This is a genomic window from Alphaproteobacteria bacterium (genome assembly GCA_040216735.1).
Classification (GTDB): Bacteria; Pseudomonadota; Alphaproteobacteria; order SHVP01; family SHVP01; genus CALJDF01.
In genome coordinates this window covers 1-18,482 of sequence record JAVJOO010000001.1, presented here as the reverse complement: position 1 = coordinate 18,482, position 18,482 = coordinate 1, and the positions used below count along the sequence as shown (strand labels likewise).

At 63.0% G+C, this 18,482-nt stretch carries 17 protein-coding genes; 13 read left to right on the top strand and 4 right to left on the bottom strand.

What is annotated here, in order from left to right:
- The first annotated feature begins 4 nt into the window (after positions 1–4).
- Positions 5–2,665 (top strand): pyruvate, phosphate dikinase, encoded by a 2,661-nt coding sequence (gene ppdK, locus RID42_00085; protein MEQ8246055.1) that lies wholly within the window; start codon positions 5–7, stop codon positions 2,663–2,665.
- Here the strand turns inward: ppdK and RID42_00080 are convergent.
- The 3 genes from RID42_00080 to RID42_00070 all read right to left on the bottom strand — a co-directional run bounded on the left by RID42_00080 (position 2,644) and on the right by RID42_00070 (position 6,015).
- Complete coding sequence (locus RID42_00080) at positions 2,644–4,263, bottom strand: DUF5939 domain-containing protein (protein MEQ8246054.1); 1,620 nt, start codon at positions 4,261–4,263, stop codon at positions 2,644–2,646. The genes ppdK and RID42_00080 overlap by 22 nt on opposite strands.
- Before the next feature lie 304 nt (positions 4,264–4,567).
- Complete coding sequence (locus tag RID42_00075; protein ID MEQ8246053.1) at positions 4,568–5,098, bottom strand: DNA-3-methyladenine glycosylase I; 531 nt, start codon at positions 5,096–5,098, stop codon at positions 4,568–4,570.
- 47 nt (positions 5,099–5,145) lie between these two features.
- Positions 5,146–6,015, bottom strand: a complete 870-nt coding sequence (locus tag RID42_00070; GenBank protein ID MEQ8246052.1) for a folate-binding protein — start codon at positions 6,013–6,015, stop codon at positions 5,146–5,148.
- Positions 6,016–6,092: 77 nt separating this feature from the next.
- Here RID42_00070 and RID42_00065 point away from each other — a divergent pair, with 77 nt between their 5' ends.
- The 7 genes from RID42_00065 to RID42_00035 all read left to right on the top strand — a co-directional run bounded on the left by RID42_00065 (position 6,093) and on the right by RID42_00035 (position 12,968).
- A complete protein-coding gene (locus tag RID42_00065) occupies positions 6,093–6,596 on the top strand; it encodes a DUF1499 domain-containing protein (protein MEQ8246051.1) in 504 nt (167 codons plus the stop codon).
- 11 nt (positions 6,597–6,607) lie between these two features.
- Positions 6,608–7,552 (top strand): glycosyltransferase family 9 protein, encoded by a 945-nt coding sequence (locus RID42_00060; protein ID MEQ8246050.1) that lies wholly within the window; start codon positions 6,608–6,610, stop codon positions 7,550–7,552.
- Complete coding sequence (locus RID42_00055; GenBank protein MEQ8246049.1) at positions 7,549–8,301, top strand: glycosyltransferase family 2 protein; 753 nt, start codon at positions 7,549–7,551, stop codon at positions 8,299–8,301. The genes RID42_00060 and RID42_00055 overlap by 4 nt, the downstream gene beginning before the upstream one ends.
- Positions 8,302–8,304: 3 nt before the next feature.
- Entirely contained in the window at positions 8,305–9,342 is a 1,038-nt protein-coding gene (locus RID42_00050) for a glycosyltransferase (GenBank protein MEQ8246048.1), read from the top strand.
- Entirely contained in the window at positions 9,342–11,099 is a 1,758-nt protein-coding gene (asnB, locus tag RID42_00045; GenBank protein MEQ8246047.1) for an asparagine synthase (glutamine-hydrolyzing), read from the top strand. Before RID42_00050 ends, asnB begins: the two co-directional genes overlap by 1 nt.
- A gap of 27 nt (positions 11,100–11,126) precedes the next feature.
- A complete protein-coding gene (locus RID42_00040; protein ID MEQ8246046.1) occupies positions 11,127–11,837 on the top strand; it encodes an alpha/beta fold hydrolase in 711 nt (236 codons plus the stop codon).
- A 135-nt stretch (positions 11,838–11,972) separates the two neighbouring features.
- The gene (locus tag RID42_00035) at positions 11,973–12,968 is read left to right on the top strand and encodes an MDR family oxidoreductase (GenBank protein MEQ8246045.1); all 996 of its coding nucleotides are present in this window, start codon (positions 11,973–11,975) and stop codon (positions 12,966–12,968) included.
- Here the strand turns inward: RID42_00035 and cysQ are convergent.
- Positions 12,958–13,737: a 3'(2'),5'-bisphosphate nucleotidase CysQ gene (cysQ, locus tag RID42_00030; protein MEQ8246044.1), complete on the bottom strand. Its 780-nt coding sequence runs from the start codon at positions 13,735–13,737 to the stop codon at positions 12,958–12,960. The genes RID42_00035 and cysQ overlap by 11 nt on opposite strands.
- Before the next feature lie 142 nt (positions 13,738–13,879).
- Between cysQ and RID42_00025 the strand changes: the two genes are divergently transcribed.
- The 5 genes from RID42_00025 to RID42_00005 form a co-directional block, all read left to right on the top strand.
- Positions 13,880–14,716, top strand: coding sequence for a hypothetical protein (locus tag RID42_00025; protein ID MEQ8246043.1), 837 nt, complete (start codon positions 13,880–13,882; stop codon positions 14,714–14,716).
- Positions 14,607–16,241 (top strand): DNA polymerase Y family protein, encoded by a 1,635-nt coding sequence (locus RID42_00020; protein ID MEQ8246042.1) that lies wholly within the window; start codon positions 14,607–14,609, stop codon positions 16,239–16,241. Before RID42_00025 ends, RID42_00020 begins: the two co-directional genes overlap by 110 nt.
- Positions 16,242–16,250: 9 nt before the next feature.
- Positions 16,251–16,472, top strand: a complete 222-nt coding sequence (locus tag RID42_00015; GenBank protein ID MEQ8246041.1) for a DNA-binding protein — start codon at positions 16,251–16,253, stop codon at positions 16,470–16,472.
- Positions 16,469–16,891, top strand: coding sequence for a type II toxin-antitoxin system VapC family toxin (locus RID42_00010; GenBank protein ID MEQ8246040.1), 423 nt, complete (start codon positions 16,469–16,471; stop codon positions 16,889–16,891). The genes RID42_00015 and RID42_00010 overlap by 4 nt, the downstream gene beginning before the upstream one ends.
- The coding region (locus RID42_00005) for a PHP domain-containing protein (GenBank protein ID MEQ8246039.1) at positions 16,888–18,482 on the top strand (1,595 nt) is incomplete at its 3' end. The genes RID42_00010 and RID42_00005, both read left to right, overlap by 4 nt.

Genomic DNA, 18,482 nt, shown 5'->3' with positions numbered 1-18,482 from the left:
ACGTATGACGAAGTGGGTCTATAGTTTTGGCGACGGCAGTGCGGAAGGGCGTGCCGAAATGCGCCCATTGCTGGGCGGCAAGGGCGCCAACCTGGCCGAAATGAGCAATCTGGCTCTGCCCGTCCCGCCAGGATTCACGGTCACGACCGAAGTGTGTACCGCGTATTACGACAACGACCGTCAGTACCCCGCCGAACTGAAGGGCCAAGTCGACGAGGCGCTGGCTCGTGTAGAGGAGACGGTCGGTGCCAAATTCGGCGACGCCGACCGACCGTTGCTGGTCTCCGTACGATCCGGCGGGCGCGCCTCGATGCCGGGTATGATGGACACGGTCTTGAACCTTGGCCTCAACAACGAGACGGTCAAAGGGATCGCGCGCAACAGCGGCAACGACCGGTTTGCCTGGGACAGTTACCGCCGGTTCATCCAGATGTATTCCGACGTGGTGCTGGGTGTCGAGCACCACAATTTTGAAGAACTTCTCGACCAAATGAAGTCCGAAAAGGGCGTGGCCGGCGATACCGACCTCGATGCGGACGATTTGCGAAGGCTCGTTGGAATGTATGCGGCGCTGGTCGAGCGCGAGCTTGGCAAACCCTTTCCGCAGGACGTGCACGACCAGCTTTGGGGCGCGATGGGCGCGGTCTTCGGCTCGTGGATGAATCAGCGGGCGGTGACTTACCGGCGGCTTAACAACATCCCGGCGGCGTGGGGAACGGCGGTCAACGTGCAAGCGATGGTGTTCGGCAACATGGGCGACACCTCGGCGACCGGCGTTGCCTTCACGCGGAACCCCTCGACCGGCGCGCGCGAGTTTTTCGGTGAGTTCCTCGTCAACGCCCAGGGCGAGGACGTCGTGGCCGGAATCCGCACGCCGCAGCACCTGACGAAAGAAGCGCGGGCCCAGGACGGCTCTACACTGTTGTCGATGGAAGAGCTGATGCCGGATGTCTTCGGCCAGTTGGTGGGCATCTATAAGTCGCTCGAGGCGCACTACCGGGACATGCAGGACATCGAGTTTACCGTTCAAGAGGGCAAGCTTTGGATGCTGCAAACCCGAAGTGGGAAACGGACCGCCCGGGCGGCACTGAAAATCGCCGTCGGGATGGTCGAGGAAGGTCTGATCAGCGAAGTCGAGGCGATAAAGCGGATCGATCCGGCGTCGCTCGATCAACTGCTCCATCCGACACTGGACCCCGACGCCCACAAAGACATTCTCGCGCGCGGTTTGCCGGCATCGCCCGGCGCGGCATGCGGACGTGTGGTTTTCAATTCGGACGAAGCCGAGTCGATGGCAAATGCCGGTGAAAAGGTCGTGCTCGTTCGCGAAGAAACCAGTCCGGAGGACATCCACGGGATGCACGCCGCGCAGGGTATTCTGACGAGCCGCGGCGGGATGACCAGCCATGCCGCGGTCGTCGCGCGCGGCATGGGAACGCCTTGCGTGTCCGGCGCGAGTTCGGTGCGCATCGACTATAAGAAGCAGCAGTTCACGGTCATGGACCGGGTCGTGAAGAAGGGCGACATCATTACCATCGACGGCGCCAAGGGCGAGGTCATGATGGGCGAGGTGTCGATGATCCAGCCTGAGCTATCGGGCGATTTTTCCCGTCTTATGGTTTGGGCGGATGCCGCGCGCAGGTTGAAGGTTAGGGCGAACGCCGAGACGCCGACCGACGCACAGACGGCTCGGGAGTTCGGGGCCGAGGGAATCGGTCTTTGCCGCACCGAACATATGTTCTTCGACGCGGATCGGATCGTCGCCGTGCGAGAGATGATTCTTGCCGACGACGAAGCCGGTCGGCGCGCCGCGTTGGCCAAGCTTCTGCCGATGCAGCGGCGGGACTTCACCGAGCTGTTTCAGATCATGCATGGCCTGCCGGTCACCGTTCGGCTCCTCGATCCGCCGCTCCACGAGTTCCTGCCGCATTCGGAGGAGGAGATCGAAGAAGTCGCGGCTGCTGCAGGCGCGGATCCGGAAAAACTCCGCCGGCGCGCGGCGAGTTTGCACGAGGTCAACCCGATGTTGGGCCACCGCGGGTGCCGGCTTGGGATCTCCTATCCGGAAATCTACGAGATGCAGGCGCGCGCCATTTTTGAGGCGGCGTTGGATGCCGGTGCTGAGACGGGCGAGGCTGTGATTCCCGAAGTCATGGTGCCCCTCGTCGCGACCAAACGCGAACTCGATCTCATAAAAGATCGCATCGATGGGGTCGCACAGGCGGTCCGGGAAGAGCGCGGCAAGACGCTCGACTACTTGGTCGGAACGATGATCGAATTGCCGCGGGCAGCGCTTCGCGCTGGTGACATCGCGGAGAGTGCGGAGTTCTTTAGCTTCGGCACCAACGATCTTACCCAGACCGCCTTGGGTATCAGCCGCGACGATTCCGGCAATTTCCTGGAAGACTATCGGACCAACGGTATTTTCGAGATCGATCCCTTTGTCTCCATCGACCAGGAGGGCGTCGGGGAACTGGTGCAGATCGCGACCGAACGCGGACGAGCAGCGCGCGCCGACTTGAAGCTGGGGATTTGCGGGGAACACGGCGGCGACCCCGCGTCCGTTCACTTTTTTCATACCGTGGGTCTGGATTACGTGTCGGCGTCGCCCTACCGTGTGCCGATTGCGCGGCTGGCAGCCGCTCAGGCCGCGCTGGCGGACTGACCGGCGGTCCCGTCTTCAGGCGCTCTGTCGCTCAGGCGAACCGTTTGCCCGGCGGTGCCGTCCGAAACCGGTTCAAGCGCAAGCCGTTGCAGCGATTTAATCACGGCAGTTGAATCCGCCGCCGCGGCACCGAGACCGAGTTCGCCGGCCGTCAACCCACGCATGATGCTGATCGCCCGCTCGACGACCGCGCCGCGAAGCACCTGACGGTCGCGGTGGGTCGCCATCTCCACGGTGCCCACATCGAGCGATGCTCTGAAGGCGGAGCGACCCGCGATGCGATCGTGCGCCGCGAGTTGTCGCGCCGCGTCCAAGGCCTGCCCAGGGTTTGCGAAGAGGGCGACGATCGCTTCGCCGAGCCGGCTCGCGATCGACCCGCCACAACCGCGAACGATTTCCGTCGTCTCTTTGAGGAGGTCGCTGGCCTCTTTGAAAGTCTGGGCATCGCCGCTCTTCCTGTAGCGCGTGGCGAGACCGGCGAGATCTGTGGCGAGGACTGCAACGTCCTCGAGAACGAAGGCATCGCCGTGCGGCGGTAGCTCCGCGCCGCCGATGTCTCGGTGGGCTTGGAGCATCAGGGTCTGCCGGGCGGGGTACCCAGTTGCTTTCTGCTCCATTGCGCCGAGATCGACGCGACGCGGCTGGGCGTCCTGGTTGACGATTTCCAGGGCGCCGCTTTCCTGCCGTGCCTTTGCGGTGGCAACACAGCCGTCCTTGATCACAAGATTCGGGGCGCTGCCATCTAACGTGACCGCGACGGTTTCGAATCCCGAACCGGCGACGCGAACCCGCACAGTGCCCATCACGCCCTGCCACTTGGTGATGAGGCGCTTTCTTGCCCCGACGGTGACGCGCGCATGAACCCCGGACTGGTTTGCCGGTTCGTCGCCGGCAAAGCGCCCAGCGGGGAAGCCCTTGAGATCGGGCGCCATCGTGAACACGATTTCGACGTTCCGGGCGAGATCGGCCGCGACCGTTGCCCCGCAATGGGCGCACTGGCCGGACGCGGGTACATTCTTGAGATGGCCATGCAGCGAGACGTCGTGGGTGCACTGCGGACAACTCAAGAGCCACTGTTTGATGACAATGCCGGCGGCACTTGCCGCCAGAAGAATCTCGACGATGTCAGCGGCGGAGGTATTCCACATCCGCGCAAGGGCAAGGGGGCGAATCGGTGCGATGTCATGGGTCTGCGCGCCGGCGATCCAGCGCACGAGGCGCGACACCTGGCCTTGGCCGTAGTCCGAACCGTCTGCCCGCATCGCTCCGTCGGTGAGAAAGCCGCGCGTGGCTTGCGGCAGGCGCCGCTGCATCGGAAATGGACTGTCCGATTGTCCAGCGGCCCATAGCCCGACGGTCCGGCCCGCCTCGTTCATCGCTCTATCGAGTTTGGGGCGACCGAAGAGGGCCAAGAGCACAGCCGCAATCGCACCGCGTGGCCGAAAAATCAAATCATGGCGGACGATGCAGGATCGATCCTGCCGATCAATTGAGATCGTCCAGTCGAGGCTCTCCAGCAGCCCCTGGTCGGCGACGCGGCGAAAGTGCAGCCAGCGTCCCTCAATCCATTCGACGGGTTCTTCGTACCAATGGCGCATGACCCGTGGCGCGAAGACGCCGCCTAGCGCCGTCCCGGTGAAACAGGTCGTGCCGTCGCTCTGCTTGGTCTCGCTGTAACGGGCCTCGGGCAGGCCAATCGCTTCGGCGAGGCGACCGACGCTGTTTAGCGCAGACCAGACTCGTTCCGGCGGGGCGGCGATCGTCCATTCGAAGTGTCGTCGGATAGGGTGTGACAGGATCTTAGCTCCACGAGAACCATGATATGCCCCGTCCCCCCAGACGGTCTCGCACCGGGCATATTATTTACCCGGTCGTCCTTCCTTTGGATGCGCCATTTGCCCCTCAATTTACTTCGGCGTGGCGAAAGCAATCGACCGTGTGGTCGTTAACGATGCCGACGGCCTGCATGAAGGCATAACAGATCGTGGGGCCGCAAAACCGAAAGCCCAACGACTTCAATTCCTTGCTCATGGCCTCGGATTCGGGGGTCGTCGCCGGGACGTCGGCCATCGTGCGCCACCGATTGGTCACCGTTCGGCCATCGGTGAACTGCCAAATCACGCGATCGAAACTTCCCGGTCCGGCTTCCATGATATCGAGCCACAGGCGCGCACCGGCGATCGTCCCCTCAATCTTTGCGCGGTTCCGCACGATGCCTGCGTCGGCCATCAGCGCTTCGACCTTCCGGGGTTTGTACGTGACGATCTTTTCCGGCGAGAACCCGTCGAACGCGCGGCGAAAGTTCTCTCTTTTGCGGAGGATCGTGATCCAACTGAGCCCAGCCTGGAAACCATCCAAAATAAGCTTCTCGAAGAGGGCCCGGTCGTCGTGCTCGGGAACGCCCCATTCTTCGTCGTGATAGGCGATATACATCGGGTCGGTTCCGCACCATGTGCAGCGGTCCGATCGGTCCGCCGCCGTCACGATTGCCCCGGGACTACAGGAGCAGGGTCCCACCCGGCGATCTCGTGGGTGCCGGCGCGCATCCGCGCCGTCGATGCCGCCGCATCGATTCGGAGGTGAGCTAGCGCGTAGCTGCCGCCGGCGCTGAGGACTTCGCCCACCACGGTTTCGCCCTGGTGGATCTCGGTGCCGGGGGCGGGCAAGCCGTCGTTGAACGCGATCCGGTATAGCGCCTTCTTGACCTTGCCGCGATTGTGCGTGCGCGCGGTGAGTTCCTGGCCGACATAGCAGCCCTTGTCGTAACTAACCGCGCCAAGGGAATCGAAGCCGTACTCCAGTGGAAAGGCCTTTTCAGCGGGGATGTCCCGACTGCCGTCCGGGACCCCGAGTGCGATGCGGTGCGTGTCGTAGGTGGCGAGCGACGTTATGGAAACGCCCATGGCTTCGAGCTGCGCAACCGGGCTGTCCTTACAGTAAAGACGGAATCCCAACGCAGGCATCCTCGGGTCGGCAACGAACGTCCCTAGTTCTTTACCGGCTATCCCGTCCGATCCTGGGCCGAACACGGCATAGATTCGGTAGGTCTCGGTGACGTCGGCAAGGTCGACCTTCGCCCGCAGGCGGTACATCGTCAGGCGCCGCAGCAGGTCCGCGAGACCGGCCCGCTCGGTATCGAGTAGCAGCGTGTCGCCGATCTGGACGAGAATGAAGTCGTGCAGAAATTTGCCTTGGGGGGTCAGGAGGCCCGCGTAGAGCGGACGTTCGGGCCTGACCAAATCGACGTCGTTGGTGATGAGGCCCTGTAAAAAGGGTCGGGACTCAGTACCGTCAATTTGGATAAGGCCGCGCGCGTTGAGGTGGGTGGCTTGAAGCGGTGTTGGGGTCATTGGAGGCATCCTGGACTGAGATGGCCAGCGTAACTGTTCTTTGCAAGACCTCAAGGCGCGACGTATAAGCACTGCCTATGACGCACAGCCTGCGCGTTGCCCGCCGCCTCCTTTTTTTCGTCGCCATTCTGGCGATTGCCGGTTGCAGCGCCGTTTTCCCGGTGGGCAATATCGACGCCATCGACTTCCCAACCTTCGGCTTGGCCGACTCACCGAACCAATACCTAGTTTGCCCGGCGGGCTATTGCGCGGCTGCGCCCAGCCGCGAAAGCGACACCTATGCGATCGGCATCGACGGCTTGCGCATGGCCTGGGACACGGTCGTGGCGGCGTCGCCCAGGACCGAGCGGGTGCGGCTGTTCGGCGGCGGTACGCAAGTGGCCTATGTTCAGCGAACGGCCGTTCTAAAATTCCCCGACATCGTTTCGGTGCAATTCATTGGTGTAGACGCGGGCCGGTCTACCCTCGCGATCTACAGTCGGTCGGTTTACGGCAGCTCGGATTTCGGCGTGAACGAAAGGCGCGTCGCCGCGTGGCTCGCAGCGCTCGCCGGCGAGGTCGATCGGCGAGCGGCCCGTTGAGAATCTTGTTTGTGACGTCGAATCGTGTGGGCGATGCGATTTTGTCTACGGGACTATTGGATTGGCTCCAGGCACGGTACCCCACTGCGACGTTCACTGTTGCGTGCGGGCCGGCCGCCGTCTCGCTGTTCGAATCGTGCCCGCGTGTGGAGCGCGTCATCGCGCTGCGCAAGCGCCGGTATTCCACCCATTGGTTGTCGCTGTGGGCGGCGACGGTCGGTGGGTTCTGGGGCGTCGTTGTGGACCTTCGGGCGTCGGTCTTGGCTTGGTTGTTGCCTCACCGCCGCCACTTCGTTCTTCGTTCGACAGACGAACCGATACACCGCGTCGCGTTGCTCGGCCGTGTGCTAGGCCTGGACACGCCGCCTGCGCCGCGCGTCTGGCTCAACGAACACCACCGAACCGCCGCTGCGGCGTTGATTCCGGCGGGCCCCGTCCTGGCGCTCGGTCCCACCGCCAACTGGGGCGGCAAACAATGGCCAGCGGCGCAATTCCTTGACCTGGCGTTGCGGTTGACCGGTCCGACCGGCCGACTGCCCGGCGCGCAGATAGCCGTATTTGGCGCGGACGGAGAGCGCGACAGCGTCACCCCATTGCTGCAGGGGCTTCCGGCCGAACGATTGATCGATTTGATCGGCCGTACGGACCTGCCCTTGGCGGCTGCTTGCCTGGAGCGCAGTGTGCTGTATATCGGGAACGATTCAGGTTTGATGCATCTCGCTGCCGCTGCCGGCGTTCCGACATTGGGCCTGTTTGGCCCGAGCCCGGAGGTCCACTATGCGCCATGGGGTCGGCATTCTGCGTGGGTCCGTACGCCGGAGTCCTTTAAAGAAATCGTCAACGCGCCAGATTATGACTATCGCAGCCAAAAGAGCCGCATGACATCGCTCACCGTCGACCGAGTGGTGGGCGCTGTTGACGAGCTGCTGACGCGCGTCGAAAGCGCATCGACGTGAGCCCACGTTTGTCGGCCCTTGTCGTCGCGCGCAATGAGGAAGAGCGGCTTGCCGCCTGTCTCGAACCGCTGGCATTTGCGGACGAACGCGTTGTCGTCCTAGATCGTTGCACCGACGGCTCCACCGATATTGCAAAGCGTATCGCGGATGTCGTTGTCGAAGGGGCGTGGCCGATCGAAGGGGATCGCCGCAACGCCGGTCTGGATGCCTGCACCGGTGACTGGATCCTGGAGGTCGATGCCGACGAACGCGTGACGCCCGAACTGGCAGCGGAAATCCGGGCGCAGATAGCGTTGGTCGATACGGGTTATTTCCTAATCCCGTTCCTCAACTATGTCGGGGATCGGTGCGTGCGTTACGGTTGGGGGGCGTCCTGGGGCGTTTCGGCCGCGCCGCGGTTGTCGCGCAAGGGTACCAAGCGGTGGGGGCGCCAGCGCATCCATCCGGCCCTGGAATTGCACGGCCCAAAACGCGCCCTCATCCATCCGATCGAGCACCGGGTCGATCGCAACATCTCGGATATGATTCGCCGGCTCGACAGCTACACGACAGCCCGCGCGGCGGATTTGCGAGAGAGCGGCAATGTCGGTTCACTGGCCAACAATATTCGCCGGTTCTTCTCGCGGTTCTTCAAATGCTATGTCGGGCGAAAGGGTTACCGGGAGGGCGGGTACGGTTTTCTAATAGCCCTTTTTGCCGGTCTTTATCCTCTCCTCTCCCACCTAAAAGCGCGTTTGGAGACGGACTAGCCGGTGGTGGCTGTCATGCAGGTTATGGCTGGTGCCGCGGTCGGCGGCGCGGAGGCGTTTTTCGAGCGCTTGGTTGTGGCGATGGGCGCCCGTTCGGTCGATCAGACAGTAGTTCTTCGCAACCATCCAGACCGAGTGGCGCGCCTCCGGCGCGCCGGGATCGATCCGGTAACCCTGCGGTTCGGCGGGCGGATGGACGTCGTTACCCGGTTCAAACTGCGGCGGTTGATCGCCGCCCGTCGCCCGCAGATCGTTCTCTCGTGGATGAACCGTGCGACTGCGGCGGTTCCCCGCCGCAACGGTGGGCAGCGCTTCGTTTTTGCCGCGCGCCTCGGTGGCTTTTACAATTTGAAATACTATCGCCACTGCGATCATCTGGTCGCCAATACCAACGGCATCCGGGATTACGTGATCGCGGCGGGATGGGATCCAGCGCGCGTGCATTATTTGCCAAATTTCGTCGACGAAAGCGACGCGCCGGTTCGATCGCGTAGCGATCTCGGCCTCCCGTCAGACCGCCCGTTGATTTTCGCCGCCGGTCGTCTGCACCGGAATAAGGGATTCGACATCCTGATCCGGGCGCTGGCCCTGGTCCCGAGCGCGCATCTATGTATTGCCGGGTCGGGCCCGCTCGACCGCGACTTGCGTCGGCTTGCCGACGAGGTTGGCGTCGGCGCGCGGATTACTTGGCTTGGCTGGGTCGACGGGTTGGCGGCGTACTATCGGACCGCCGACGTTTTCGTCTGTTCCTCCCGGCACGAGCCGCTCGGCAATGTCGTCGTCGAAGCGTGGGCGGCCGGGTGCCCGGTTGTGGCCGTCGCCGCCCAGGGACCATCCGAATTGATCGAGGACGGCGTTAGCGGGGTGCTGGCGCCGCTTGAAGATCACGAAGGCCTTGCCGGCGCGATCGCAACGGTTATTACGCAGGACGATCTCGCTCAAACCCTGAGCGAAGCGGGTCGTCGTCGTTACCTCGACGCGTTCACCCGGGAGGCGGTGGTTGAACGTTACTTGGCGTTCTTCGGGGAGATTGTGCGCTAATGTGCGGTATCGCGGGAATCATGAGCGCCGATGGATCGCCGCCGCCGGCTGTAGCGCTAGAGGCCATGAGTCGTGCGCTCGTTCACCGCGGCCCCGATGGGGAGGGGCGGTATCAATCGGCGGGTGTCGGGTTGGTGCACCGACGCCTCGCGATCATCGATCTTGCGACTGGTGCACAGCCCCTTGAAGACGGCGACGGCGTGGTCTTGGTCGCCAATGCCGAGATCTACAATCATGTCGAACTCCGTGCGGCGCTGCCCGATGTCGTCTTCAGGACCGGCTCCGATTGCGAACCGATCCTGCCGCTCTACCGCCGTCACGGCGTCGGCTTCGTCGAACGCTTGCGCGGCATGTACGCTGTGGCGCTCTACAATCCCGCCAGTGGCGAACTGGTGCTCGCCCGCGATCCGTTCGGGATCAAGCCGCTGTACTATGCCGAAGTGGAGGCCGGATTTATTTTTGCCTCAGAGCCAACGGCCATTCGGGCGTCGGGATTGGTCGAGACGAGACAGAGCGAGGAACGCCGCGACGAATTGCTCCAATTGCAATTCACCACCGGGCGCAACACCCCCTTCGGTGGCATCGATCGTGTCCTCCCGGGCGAGACCGTTGTCGTGCGTCAGGGACGTATCATCGCCCGTCACCGTACCGAAGCCCTCCCCCACGGTGCGCCGATCGTCGTCAACGAACAAAGAGCGCTGGGTGTCCTGGATGCGACCCTGACCGACTCGGTGCGGGTTCACCAGCGTGCCGACGTGCCCTACGGGATGTTCCTCTCCGGCGGCGTCGACAGCGCGGCACTACTCTCGTTGATGGCGGAACTCAACGAGCAACCCGTCGTGGCGTATACCGTCGGTTTCCAAGAAGATGTGGCCGACGAGCGGCTCCTTGCCGCGTCGTTAGCGCGGCGTGTCGGGGCCCATCACGTGCCGATCGAGGTTACCGCGCACGATTTCGTGGAGACGCTGCCGCGGGTCGCGGCTGCGATGGACGATCCAGCCGCCGACTACGCCATCCTGCCGACATACCTTCTAGCGGCTGCCGCAGCGAAGGACGTCAAAGTTGTCTTGACCGGCGAGGGCGGCGACGAGTTGCTGGCGGGTTATGGCCGTTACCGAAGCGCCCTGCGACCGTTCTGGCTGGGTGGCCGAGAGATGCGTACGCGGGGGGTCTTTAGTGGTTTGGACATTCTCCGGAACGACATTCCGGGGTGGCGGGACGGACTTGTCGCGGCCCAAAGTTTGGCCGCGACCGGCGGGCGCAGCCGCCTTCAAGTCGCCCAGGCGGTCGACTGCGCCGATTGGTTGCCGAACGATTTGCTGGCCAAGGTAGACCGCTGCCTGATGGCACACAGCCTTGAAGGGCGAACGCCGTTCCTCGACCCGGTTGTTGCGGGTGCGGTGTTCCGTTTCGACGACCGGCTCAAGGTGCGGCGCGGATTCGGCAAGTACATCTTTCGGCGTTGGCTCGAAAAGCGCCTCCCCGAAGCGCAACCGTTCTCCAAGAAACGCGGGTTCACCGTCCCGGTTGCGCGCTGGATTCACGACCAGGGCAGTCGTATCGGTGCGTTGGTGGCGCGACAGCCCGGGGTGTTGGACGCCTGCAAACCCGACCGGGTCGCGGCCCTTTTCGAGGCCGAGGGAAAACGCAACGGGCAGGCGGCGTGGGTCTTGCTGTTCTATGCTTTGTGGCACCAGATTCATTTCCGGGGGATTGCCGCGGAAGGCAACTTGTTCGAGGTACTCGATGCCGATTGATCGCAACACAAAAACGGGACCGCGGCGATGACCGCTTTCGTTCTCGTCCACGGGGCCTGGCACGGCGGTTGGTGCTGGCGCGCGGTCGCGGGCCGGCTCCGTGCCGCTGGGCACGATGTCTTCACGCCGACGTTAACCGGTCTTGGCGAGCGCGTGCACCTCGCGGGAGGACCCATCGATCTATCGACACACGTCACCGATATCGAAAACGTCCTGCTGTTTGAGGATCTATCGGAGGTTCGCCTGATCGGCCATTCGTATGGCGGCATCGTCATTTCCGGCGTCGCCGAGCAGGTAGCCGAGCGAATTGGGCATTTGGTTTATCTCGACGCCATCGTCCCGGTTCACGGCAAGCGTCACATAGACCTGGTGCCGGCGCGTCCGGGTGGGTCGTTCGAACAGATCAATAAGGCCGGCGTCGAAGTTAGCGCGCTGCCGGTTGGGTCGATGGAGTTTCTCGGGGTGACCGATCCCGAGAAGGTCGCGTGGCTGCGCACGCATTTAGTGCCGCACCCGATGGGCACGCTGTTGGCGCCTTCGAACCTCCCTGCGGATCGCGCAGCCGATTTACCGCGGACGTTCATTTATTGCACCGAGCGCCAGGGCAAGTCGTTTTCGCAGTATGCGATCGCCGCGCGCGAAGATCCGTCATGGCGTTACCGCGAACTTGCGACCGGGCACGATGCTATGGTCACCGCACCGGAAGAACTTACCGATTTGCTGCTCGAGGTCGCCTAACGCCGCCCGATCATTGGGTTGGAGCGGGCGACGTCGCGCTTGGCGCGCGCGGCAAATGTGGGTCCGAGCCCAGCGATGAGGTGACGCCGCGGGCGTACCCTGCTAAACCGCCGACCAGATAAAGGGGAGAGCGCCATGTCCGATACATTCAAAGCCATTCTCGCGACGGAAGAGGATGGGAAGGCCGTTGCCCGGATGACCGACCTAACCGTCGGTGACTTGCCAGGCGAAGGGGTTCTCATCGATGTCGCGTATTCGGCGTTGAACTACAAGGACGGTCTTGCGCTGAATGGCAACAAGGGCAAGGTCATGCGCGCATTGCCCATGATTCCTGGGATCGACTTGGCGGGCACCGTGCTCGAGTCGCCCGATCCCCGGTTTCAAGTGGGCGATGAAGTTCTGGTTACCGGTTGGGGGCTTAGTGAGACTGCCTGGGGCGGGTTCACCCAGCGCGCCCGCGTCAAAGCGGATTTCCTCGTCAAATTGCCGGCGGGCCTGGATGCGAAGCGCGCGATGGCCATCGGCACCGCGGGCTTCACCGCGATGTTGTGTGTCATGGCGTTGGACGATCACCACATTGCCAAAGACGGATTGCCGGTCTTGGTGACCGGCGCTGCGGGCGGTGTCGGCAGCGTTGCCGTCGCGGTTCTGGCGGCCAACGGCTACAACGTTGCGGCGTCCACCGGTCGCAAGGAAACGCACGATTATCTCAAGTCCCTCGGCGCTGGAGAGATTCTCGACCGGGCCGAACTCGCGGAGGCGGGCCGACCGCTCGATAAAGAGCGCTGGGCCGGCGTGGTCGATACCGTGGGCAGTCAGACCTTGGCGACGGCGATTGCCCAGGTTGCGCGCCATGGGTCGGTCGCGGCGTGTGGGCTTGCCGGCGGCAGCGACCTGCCGACGACGGTTCTGCCGTTCATCCTGCGCGGGGTGAATTTGCTGGGGATCGATTCGGTGTTTTGTCCCGCTGAACCGCGTCTGCGCGCCTGGCAGCGCTTGGCAGCGGAATTGCCGGCGGACAAACTCGATGCCCTGACCGAGGTGATCCCGTTTGGAGCGCTGATGGAGCGCTCGAAGTTGATCCTCAAGGGACAGGTTCGGGGCCGGACGGTGGTCGACCTCAGAGCCTAGGCTCGACGGAGCGCCCGCCTCGGGCCACGAAGTCGGGGTTTCTAAGGCTTCGTTTGGCGTAAAGAAATGGCCCGCCGTCGACCGTCGTCACCGATCCGCCGGCGGCCGCCAGAATGGCGTGCCCCGCCGCGGTATCCCATTCCATGGTCGGTCCGAAGCGCGGATAAATGTCCGCTTCACCGGCGGCGATCAAACAGAATTTCAGCGAACTGCCAATTTGCTTAATTTCCGCGATGGCGTGCTCTTTGAGGTAGGCCTGCGTGCGATCGTCAAGGTGTGAGCGGCTGGCGAGGGCGACCAGCGCGGTGGGGTCGGCGTCGCGGGTGCGAAGGCGTACCGGTCGGCCGTCGCGGTACTGAAAAGCCTGATCCGGCCCGACAGAGAAAAAGAGCCTGTCGAGGGCCGGGGCGTAGACCACGCCCAGGACCGGCGCGCGGTTCTCGATGAGCGCGATGTTGACGGTGAATTCGCCGTTGCCCGCGATGAACTCTTTTGTGCCGTCGAGTGGATCGACCAGCCAGAAGGGTCGATCGGGCTGGTCCAGGTTGGTGTCGCCCTCTTCCGAAACGATGGGGATTTTTGGGGTCAGTTGGGCCAGCGCTGCGACGATGAGGTCGTTGGCAGCTTGGTCCGCCGCGGTCACCGGGGACTGATCGGTCTTGTGGTCCACTTTCAAAGGGGATTGGGCGATCGCCATGATCGCCTCGCCGGCTTGCCGGGCGATGGCGCACAGTTTTTCCGCCGGTCTTGGGGGGAGGTCGCGCGTCACGGTGGGGAAACTAGCACAAGCCGTTGGTTTGCAAAGGAAAATGCCCTGTTTTTAGATCGCTTGACTCACTCGAGGACAGAGGTAATATAGAACAAAAGAAGAACATACTAGGAACTATAAGGGTCCGAGTTGGGAGGATCCCATGGGTCAGTGTCTCGTTTTTCCATCCAGCAATCCGGCATACCTCCCGGATCGCGCGGCCATGCTGGGGAGTTTGCGGACTGAGATTGGCGCAATCGAGGCGCGCCACGGTACGCACCACGGCAGGACGCCGCTTCGCTTTGGCGACGCCCTGCTGGATTCGGCCTTGCCCTGGGGCGGTCTGCCGCAGGCTGCCTTGCACGAAATAAACGGGACGGCTGCGGCGGTGGGATTTGCGACGGCGCTGGCCGGCCGTCTTGCGGGTGCGAAGCCGATTCTGTGGTGCCGCGGCGCGAGTCATGAAACAGGCGGCGTCTATGGGCCCGGTCTTATCTCCTTTGGCGTGGATCCTGGTCAGGTCGTCTTTGTCGAAACGCGAAAAAAACAAGACTTGCTTTGGGCCATGGAAGAGGGCCTGCGCAGCGGGCAGCCGGCGCTGGTGATCGGCGAGATCGATACCGTCGGTCTGGTTGCCAGCAGGCGGCTGCAGTTGGCTGCGGAAGCAGGCGGGGTCACGGCCTTCTTGCTCAATACGGCGGTGAGCAAACGTCTTTGCGATAGCGCCGCGGCGACCTCAGCCTCGAGCGTGGCGTTGACCCGCTGGGTTGTTTCCTCGGCACGAAGAACGGATCGATCTCAAAAAAACGCGCCGGTCCGGCGGCAGTGGCGGCTGGACCTTGCGCATTGCCGGGCGGGCGTCCGGCGTTCCTGGTTGGTGGAGTGGAGTGATGAAGGATCAAGCGCAGGCAAAGAAACAACGCAGGGTCGTTTCTCTGTGGTTGCCGAACTTTTCGATCGACAGAGCGCGTCTCGGACAGGGCTCCGCCAAGCGTCTTGAAAACGTTCCCCAGGTCACGGTCCTTAAGGAGCAAAGCGCGCTCCGCATCGCTTCGGCCGACCCGCGCGCCCAAGGAGCGGGAATTTTCCCCGGGATGCCGTTAACCGATGCCCGCGCTCTAGAGCCCGCGCTTCAAATTTATGAAGCCGATCATGCGGCCGACCTGGCGTATCTCGCCCGTCTGGCTGAATGGTGCGGCCAGTACAGCCCGTGGACGGCGCCCGATGTCACCGGCGAAGCAGGTGAAAACGGCTACGGCCTCTGGCTCGACGTCACCGGATGCGACCATCTGTTCGGGGGCGAAGAGGCGTTGTTGAACATCATCGTCGCCCGAATCAATGGCTTGGGTTTTGCCGCCCGCGCGGCCGTTGCCGATACGCCGGGGGCCGCTTGGGCCGCCGTACATTACGGTTTGCTGCAGGGCGAGCGGGTTCTCGTAACCAAGCCTGGCAGGGTGCGCGATATTCTCAGGCGGTTGCCGGTGGCGGCACTGCGGTTCTCACCCGAAATTTGTTCGGGTCTTAATCGCCTCGGATTACGGCAGGTCGGCGACCTATTCGATTTGCCGCGCGGTCCGTTGGTCTCTCGTTTCGGCGATATTCTGATCCGCCGGGTCGACCAAGCGTTAGGCCGACAGTCGGAACCGATTTCCCCCAGAAACGCGCCGTTGCGGTACCGCGCGCGGATGGCCTTTGCCGAACCTATCGGCAAGCGCGAGGACATCGAGGAGGCTTGTCGGCAATTGCTCAAGACCCTATGCGATCAGTTGGAGCGCGCCGGTCGTGGGGCGCGACGGCTCGAAACCGTCTGCTACCGGGTCGACGGTTCGCTGGCGCGCATTGCAATCGGCACCAGCAAAGAGACCCGCAATGCGCCGCACCTCCTTCGTCTTCTGAGAGAACATTTCGACACGGTCGATGCCGGATTTGGCATCGAGACGATCGTTGTGGGCGCGCTGCAGACGGAGCGGTTGGTTGCCGACCAACTGAGTCTTGCCGACGTGCCTCGGAGTCCGCACCGGTCGCGCACAGCGGCGGAAAGCATGGCGTCGTTGGTTGACCGTGTGGCCAATCGGGTTGGGCACAGAAACGTTCATCGCCTCGTGCCCCGCGACAGCTATGTGCCGGAACGGTCGGTTCGCCGTATGCCCTGTGCCGTACAGGCTAGGCCACGGGCGGGCGAGGTCCCGGCGCAATGGTTCAAGAACCGGTCTCGGCCGGTGTCGCTCTTCGAGAGGCCGCAGTTGATCGAAGTAGTAGCGCCTATTCCAGACGACCCTCCGGTTTTGTTCCGTTGGCGCCGTGTGCTGCACCGGGTCGTTGTGTCGGGCGGTCCGGAGAGAATCGGCCCCGAGTGGTGGGAGACCGCAAGCGCGGCAGGGAAGGAAGATCCATTGCCGCGCGATTACTACCAAGTCGAAGACGAAGAGGGCGACTGCTTTTGGCTTTACCGCAGTGGGCTCTACCAAGCGGCGGATCCTTCTGCCCCGACACCGAAATGGTATCTGCACGGACTTTTTTCCTAGGAGAATGATATGGCGAATTTGACGATCAGGAACATCGACGACGATGTGGTGTTCGCGCTTAAGAAACGCGCACAACGGAATCACAGGTCGTTGGAGGCCGAGCTGCGCGACATGCTGACGGTGATGTCGCGCAAACCCCAGATGAAGTTCTTGGCCGAACGGATTGCATCGATGACGCCGGAACGCGCCCCTGCCTCGCTCAGACAAGGACCTGCTCGGATCGCGCCATGATCGCAGTTGTCGATTCAAGCGTGGCGATCAAATGGTTCGTGCGCGAACACGGGCACGACCAGGCGCTCGCTTTGCTCGACCGACAGGACGAACTGTTTGCGCCCGATGTGATCGTTTCGGATGTGATCGACGGCGTGTGGGCCAGGATCATTGCCGGTCAAATCGGCAACGACCAAGGTAGCGCGATTGTGGCGGCGGTGACGTCGGGAGTGCCGACCTTGGTGTCGGTGTCCGACTTTGCCGAAGAAGCCTTGCAAACCGCTATGGGGATGGACCGGCTAGCCCATTTGGCGATGTATTTTGCCTGCGTAGAGAGGCTCGAAGGCGGTTTTGTAACGGCCGACGCAGACGCGGCGCTGATGGCCCGCGAGAAGCTCGGCGCGGAGCGAGTCACGCTGCTGTCCGGGTTGTCGTCGTGAGTTATGCCGAACTCCAGGTAACCAGCAATTTCAGTTTTTTGCGCGGCGCATCGCGGGCGGAAGAACTTGTCGCCCGGGCGGCGGAACTCGGAGTTTGCGCGATCGCGATCACGGATCGAAATACCGTCGCTGGAATTGTGCGCGCCCACCGCGCGGCAAAGGAGGTCGGTATCCAGTTCGTGGTCGGGGTGCGGCTCGACTTTCAAGATGAGACGAGCGTGCTGTGTTACCCGACGAACCGGGCCGCCTATGGCCGCCTCACGCGGCTTTTGACGCTGGGCAAGCGGCGGGCGCCGAAGGGCGAATGCTGGATTACCCAAGAGGATTTCTTTGCCTATGCCGAAGGGATGATCGCGGTCGTCTTGCCGTTTGCCCCCCTCGATGATCCCGGAAAGCCGATGGCTGAGGCGTCGTTGGCGCTCGATTCGCCGTTTGCCGAGAACGTACGCCGAATCAAAAAAAACCTGCCGGGGCGAACCTATCTGGCGGCGAGTTTTCTTTACCGCGGCGACGACAAGGTGCGCCTGCGCTTGCTCGCGTCCCTAGCCCAATCGTGTGGGACGCCGCTTGTCGCGACGAACGACGTCCACTATCACGAACCGTCGCGTCGCCCGCTCCAAGACGTGCTGACGTGCATTCGAGAGCATTGCACCATCGACGATGCCGGCTACCGCGTATTCGGCAACGCTGAACGGCACGTGAAGTCTCCCGAAGAGATGCTGCGGTTGTTTGGCGATTATCCGGAGGCCGTACATCGTACCCAGGAAATTGCCGCGCGGTGCACGTTCAGCCTGGATGCGTTGCGTTACGAGTATCCCACCGAGACGGTGCCGGGCGGTGGGACGGCCCAAGCCGAACTCGCGCGGCTGACATGGCTCGGTGCCAAGCGGAGTTACCCGAACGGAGTGCCGCCGTCGGTCCGCGCGGCGCTGGAGCATGAGCTCGACCTCATCGGTCGATTAGGGTTTGCGCCGTATTTTTTGACGGTCCACGACATCGTCCGGTTCGCCAATAGCCGAAAAATCCTCTGCCAGGGACGCGGGTCGGCGGCCAATTCCATCGTGTGCTATTGCCTGGGGATCACGGCTGTCGACCCCGAAAAAGTATCACTGTTGTTCGAGCGCTTTATTTCGGCCGAGCGTAACGAGCCGCCTGACATCGACGTCGATTTCGAACACGAACGTCGTGAAGAGGTCATTCAATACATCTACCAGAAATATGGCCGCCATCGGGCTGGGATGACCGCGACCTACATCAGTTACCGGTGGCGCAGCGCGATCCGTGAAGTAACCAAAGCCCTCGGGCTATCCGAAGACGTGGGCGCCGCCCTGGCGGGTTATACCTGGGGGTCGGGCCACACCGGGGTCAACGACGACCAGGTGCGCGAGCTCGGCCTCGATCCGACCGATCGCCGCCTCCACCAGGCGTTGATCCTGGCTCGGGCGCTCCTGGGGTTCCCGCGCCATCTGTCGCAACACCCCGGCGGATTTGTCATCACCCGCGGGTCGTTGTCGGAGGTCGTGCCGATCGCCAACGCCGCGATGGAAGATCGCACGATGATCGAGTGGGACAAGGACGACATCGACGCGCT

Coding starts and splice junctions, on each gene's coding strand:
- RID42_00015 (MEQ8246041.1), top strand. CDS start 16,251: ATGGCGAATTTGACGATCAGGAACATCGACGACGATGTGGTGTTCGCG.
- RID42_00075 (MEQ8246053.1), bottom strand. CDS start 5,098: ATGTATATCGCCTATCACGACGAAGAATGGGGCGTTCCCGAGCACGAC.
- RID42_00020 (MEQ8246042.1), top strand. CDS start 14,607: ATGAAGGATCAAGCGCAGGCAAAGAAACAACGCAGGGTCGTTTCTCTG.
- ppdK (MEQ8246055.1), top strand. CDS start 5: ATGACGAAGTGGGTCTATAGTTTTGGCGACGGCAGTGCGGAAGGGCGT.
- RID42_00025 (MEQ8246043.1), top strand. CDS start 13,880: ATGGGTCAGTGTCTCGTTTTTCCATCCAGCAATCCGGCATACCTCCCG.
- RID42_00010 (MEQ8246040.1), top strand. CDS start 16,469: ATGATCGCAGTTGTCGATTCAAGCGTGGCGATCAAATGGTTCGTGCGC.
- asnB (MEQ8246047.1), top strand. CDS start 9,342: ATGTGCGGTATCGCGGGAATCATGAGCGCCGATGGATCGCCGCCGCCG.
- RID42_00070 (MEQ8246052.1), bottom strand. CDS start 6,015: ATGACCCCAACACCGCTTCAAGCCACCCACCTCAACGCGCGCGGCCTT.
- RID42_00040 (MEQ8246046.1), top strand. CDS start 11,127: ATGACCGCTTTCGTTCTCGTCCACGGGGCCTGGCACGGCGGTTGGTGC.
- RID42_00035 (MEQ8246045.1), top strand. CDS start 11,973: ATGTCCGATACATTCAAAGCCATTCTCGCGACGGAAGAGGATGGGAAG.
- RID42_00080 (MEQ8246054.1), bottom strand. CDS start 4,263: ATGCGCCATTGGTACGAAGAACCCGTCGAATGGATTGAGGGACGCTGG.
- RID42_00065 (MEQ8246051.1), top strand. CDS start 6,093: ATGACGCACAGCCTGCGCGTTGCCCGCCGCCTCCTTTTTTTCGTCGCC.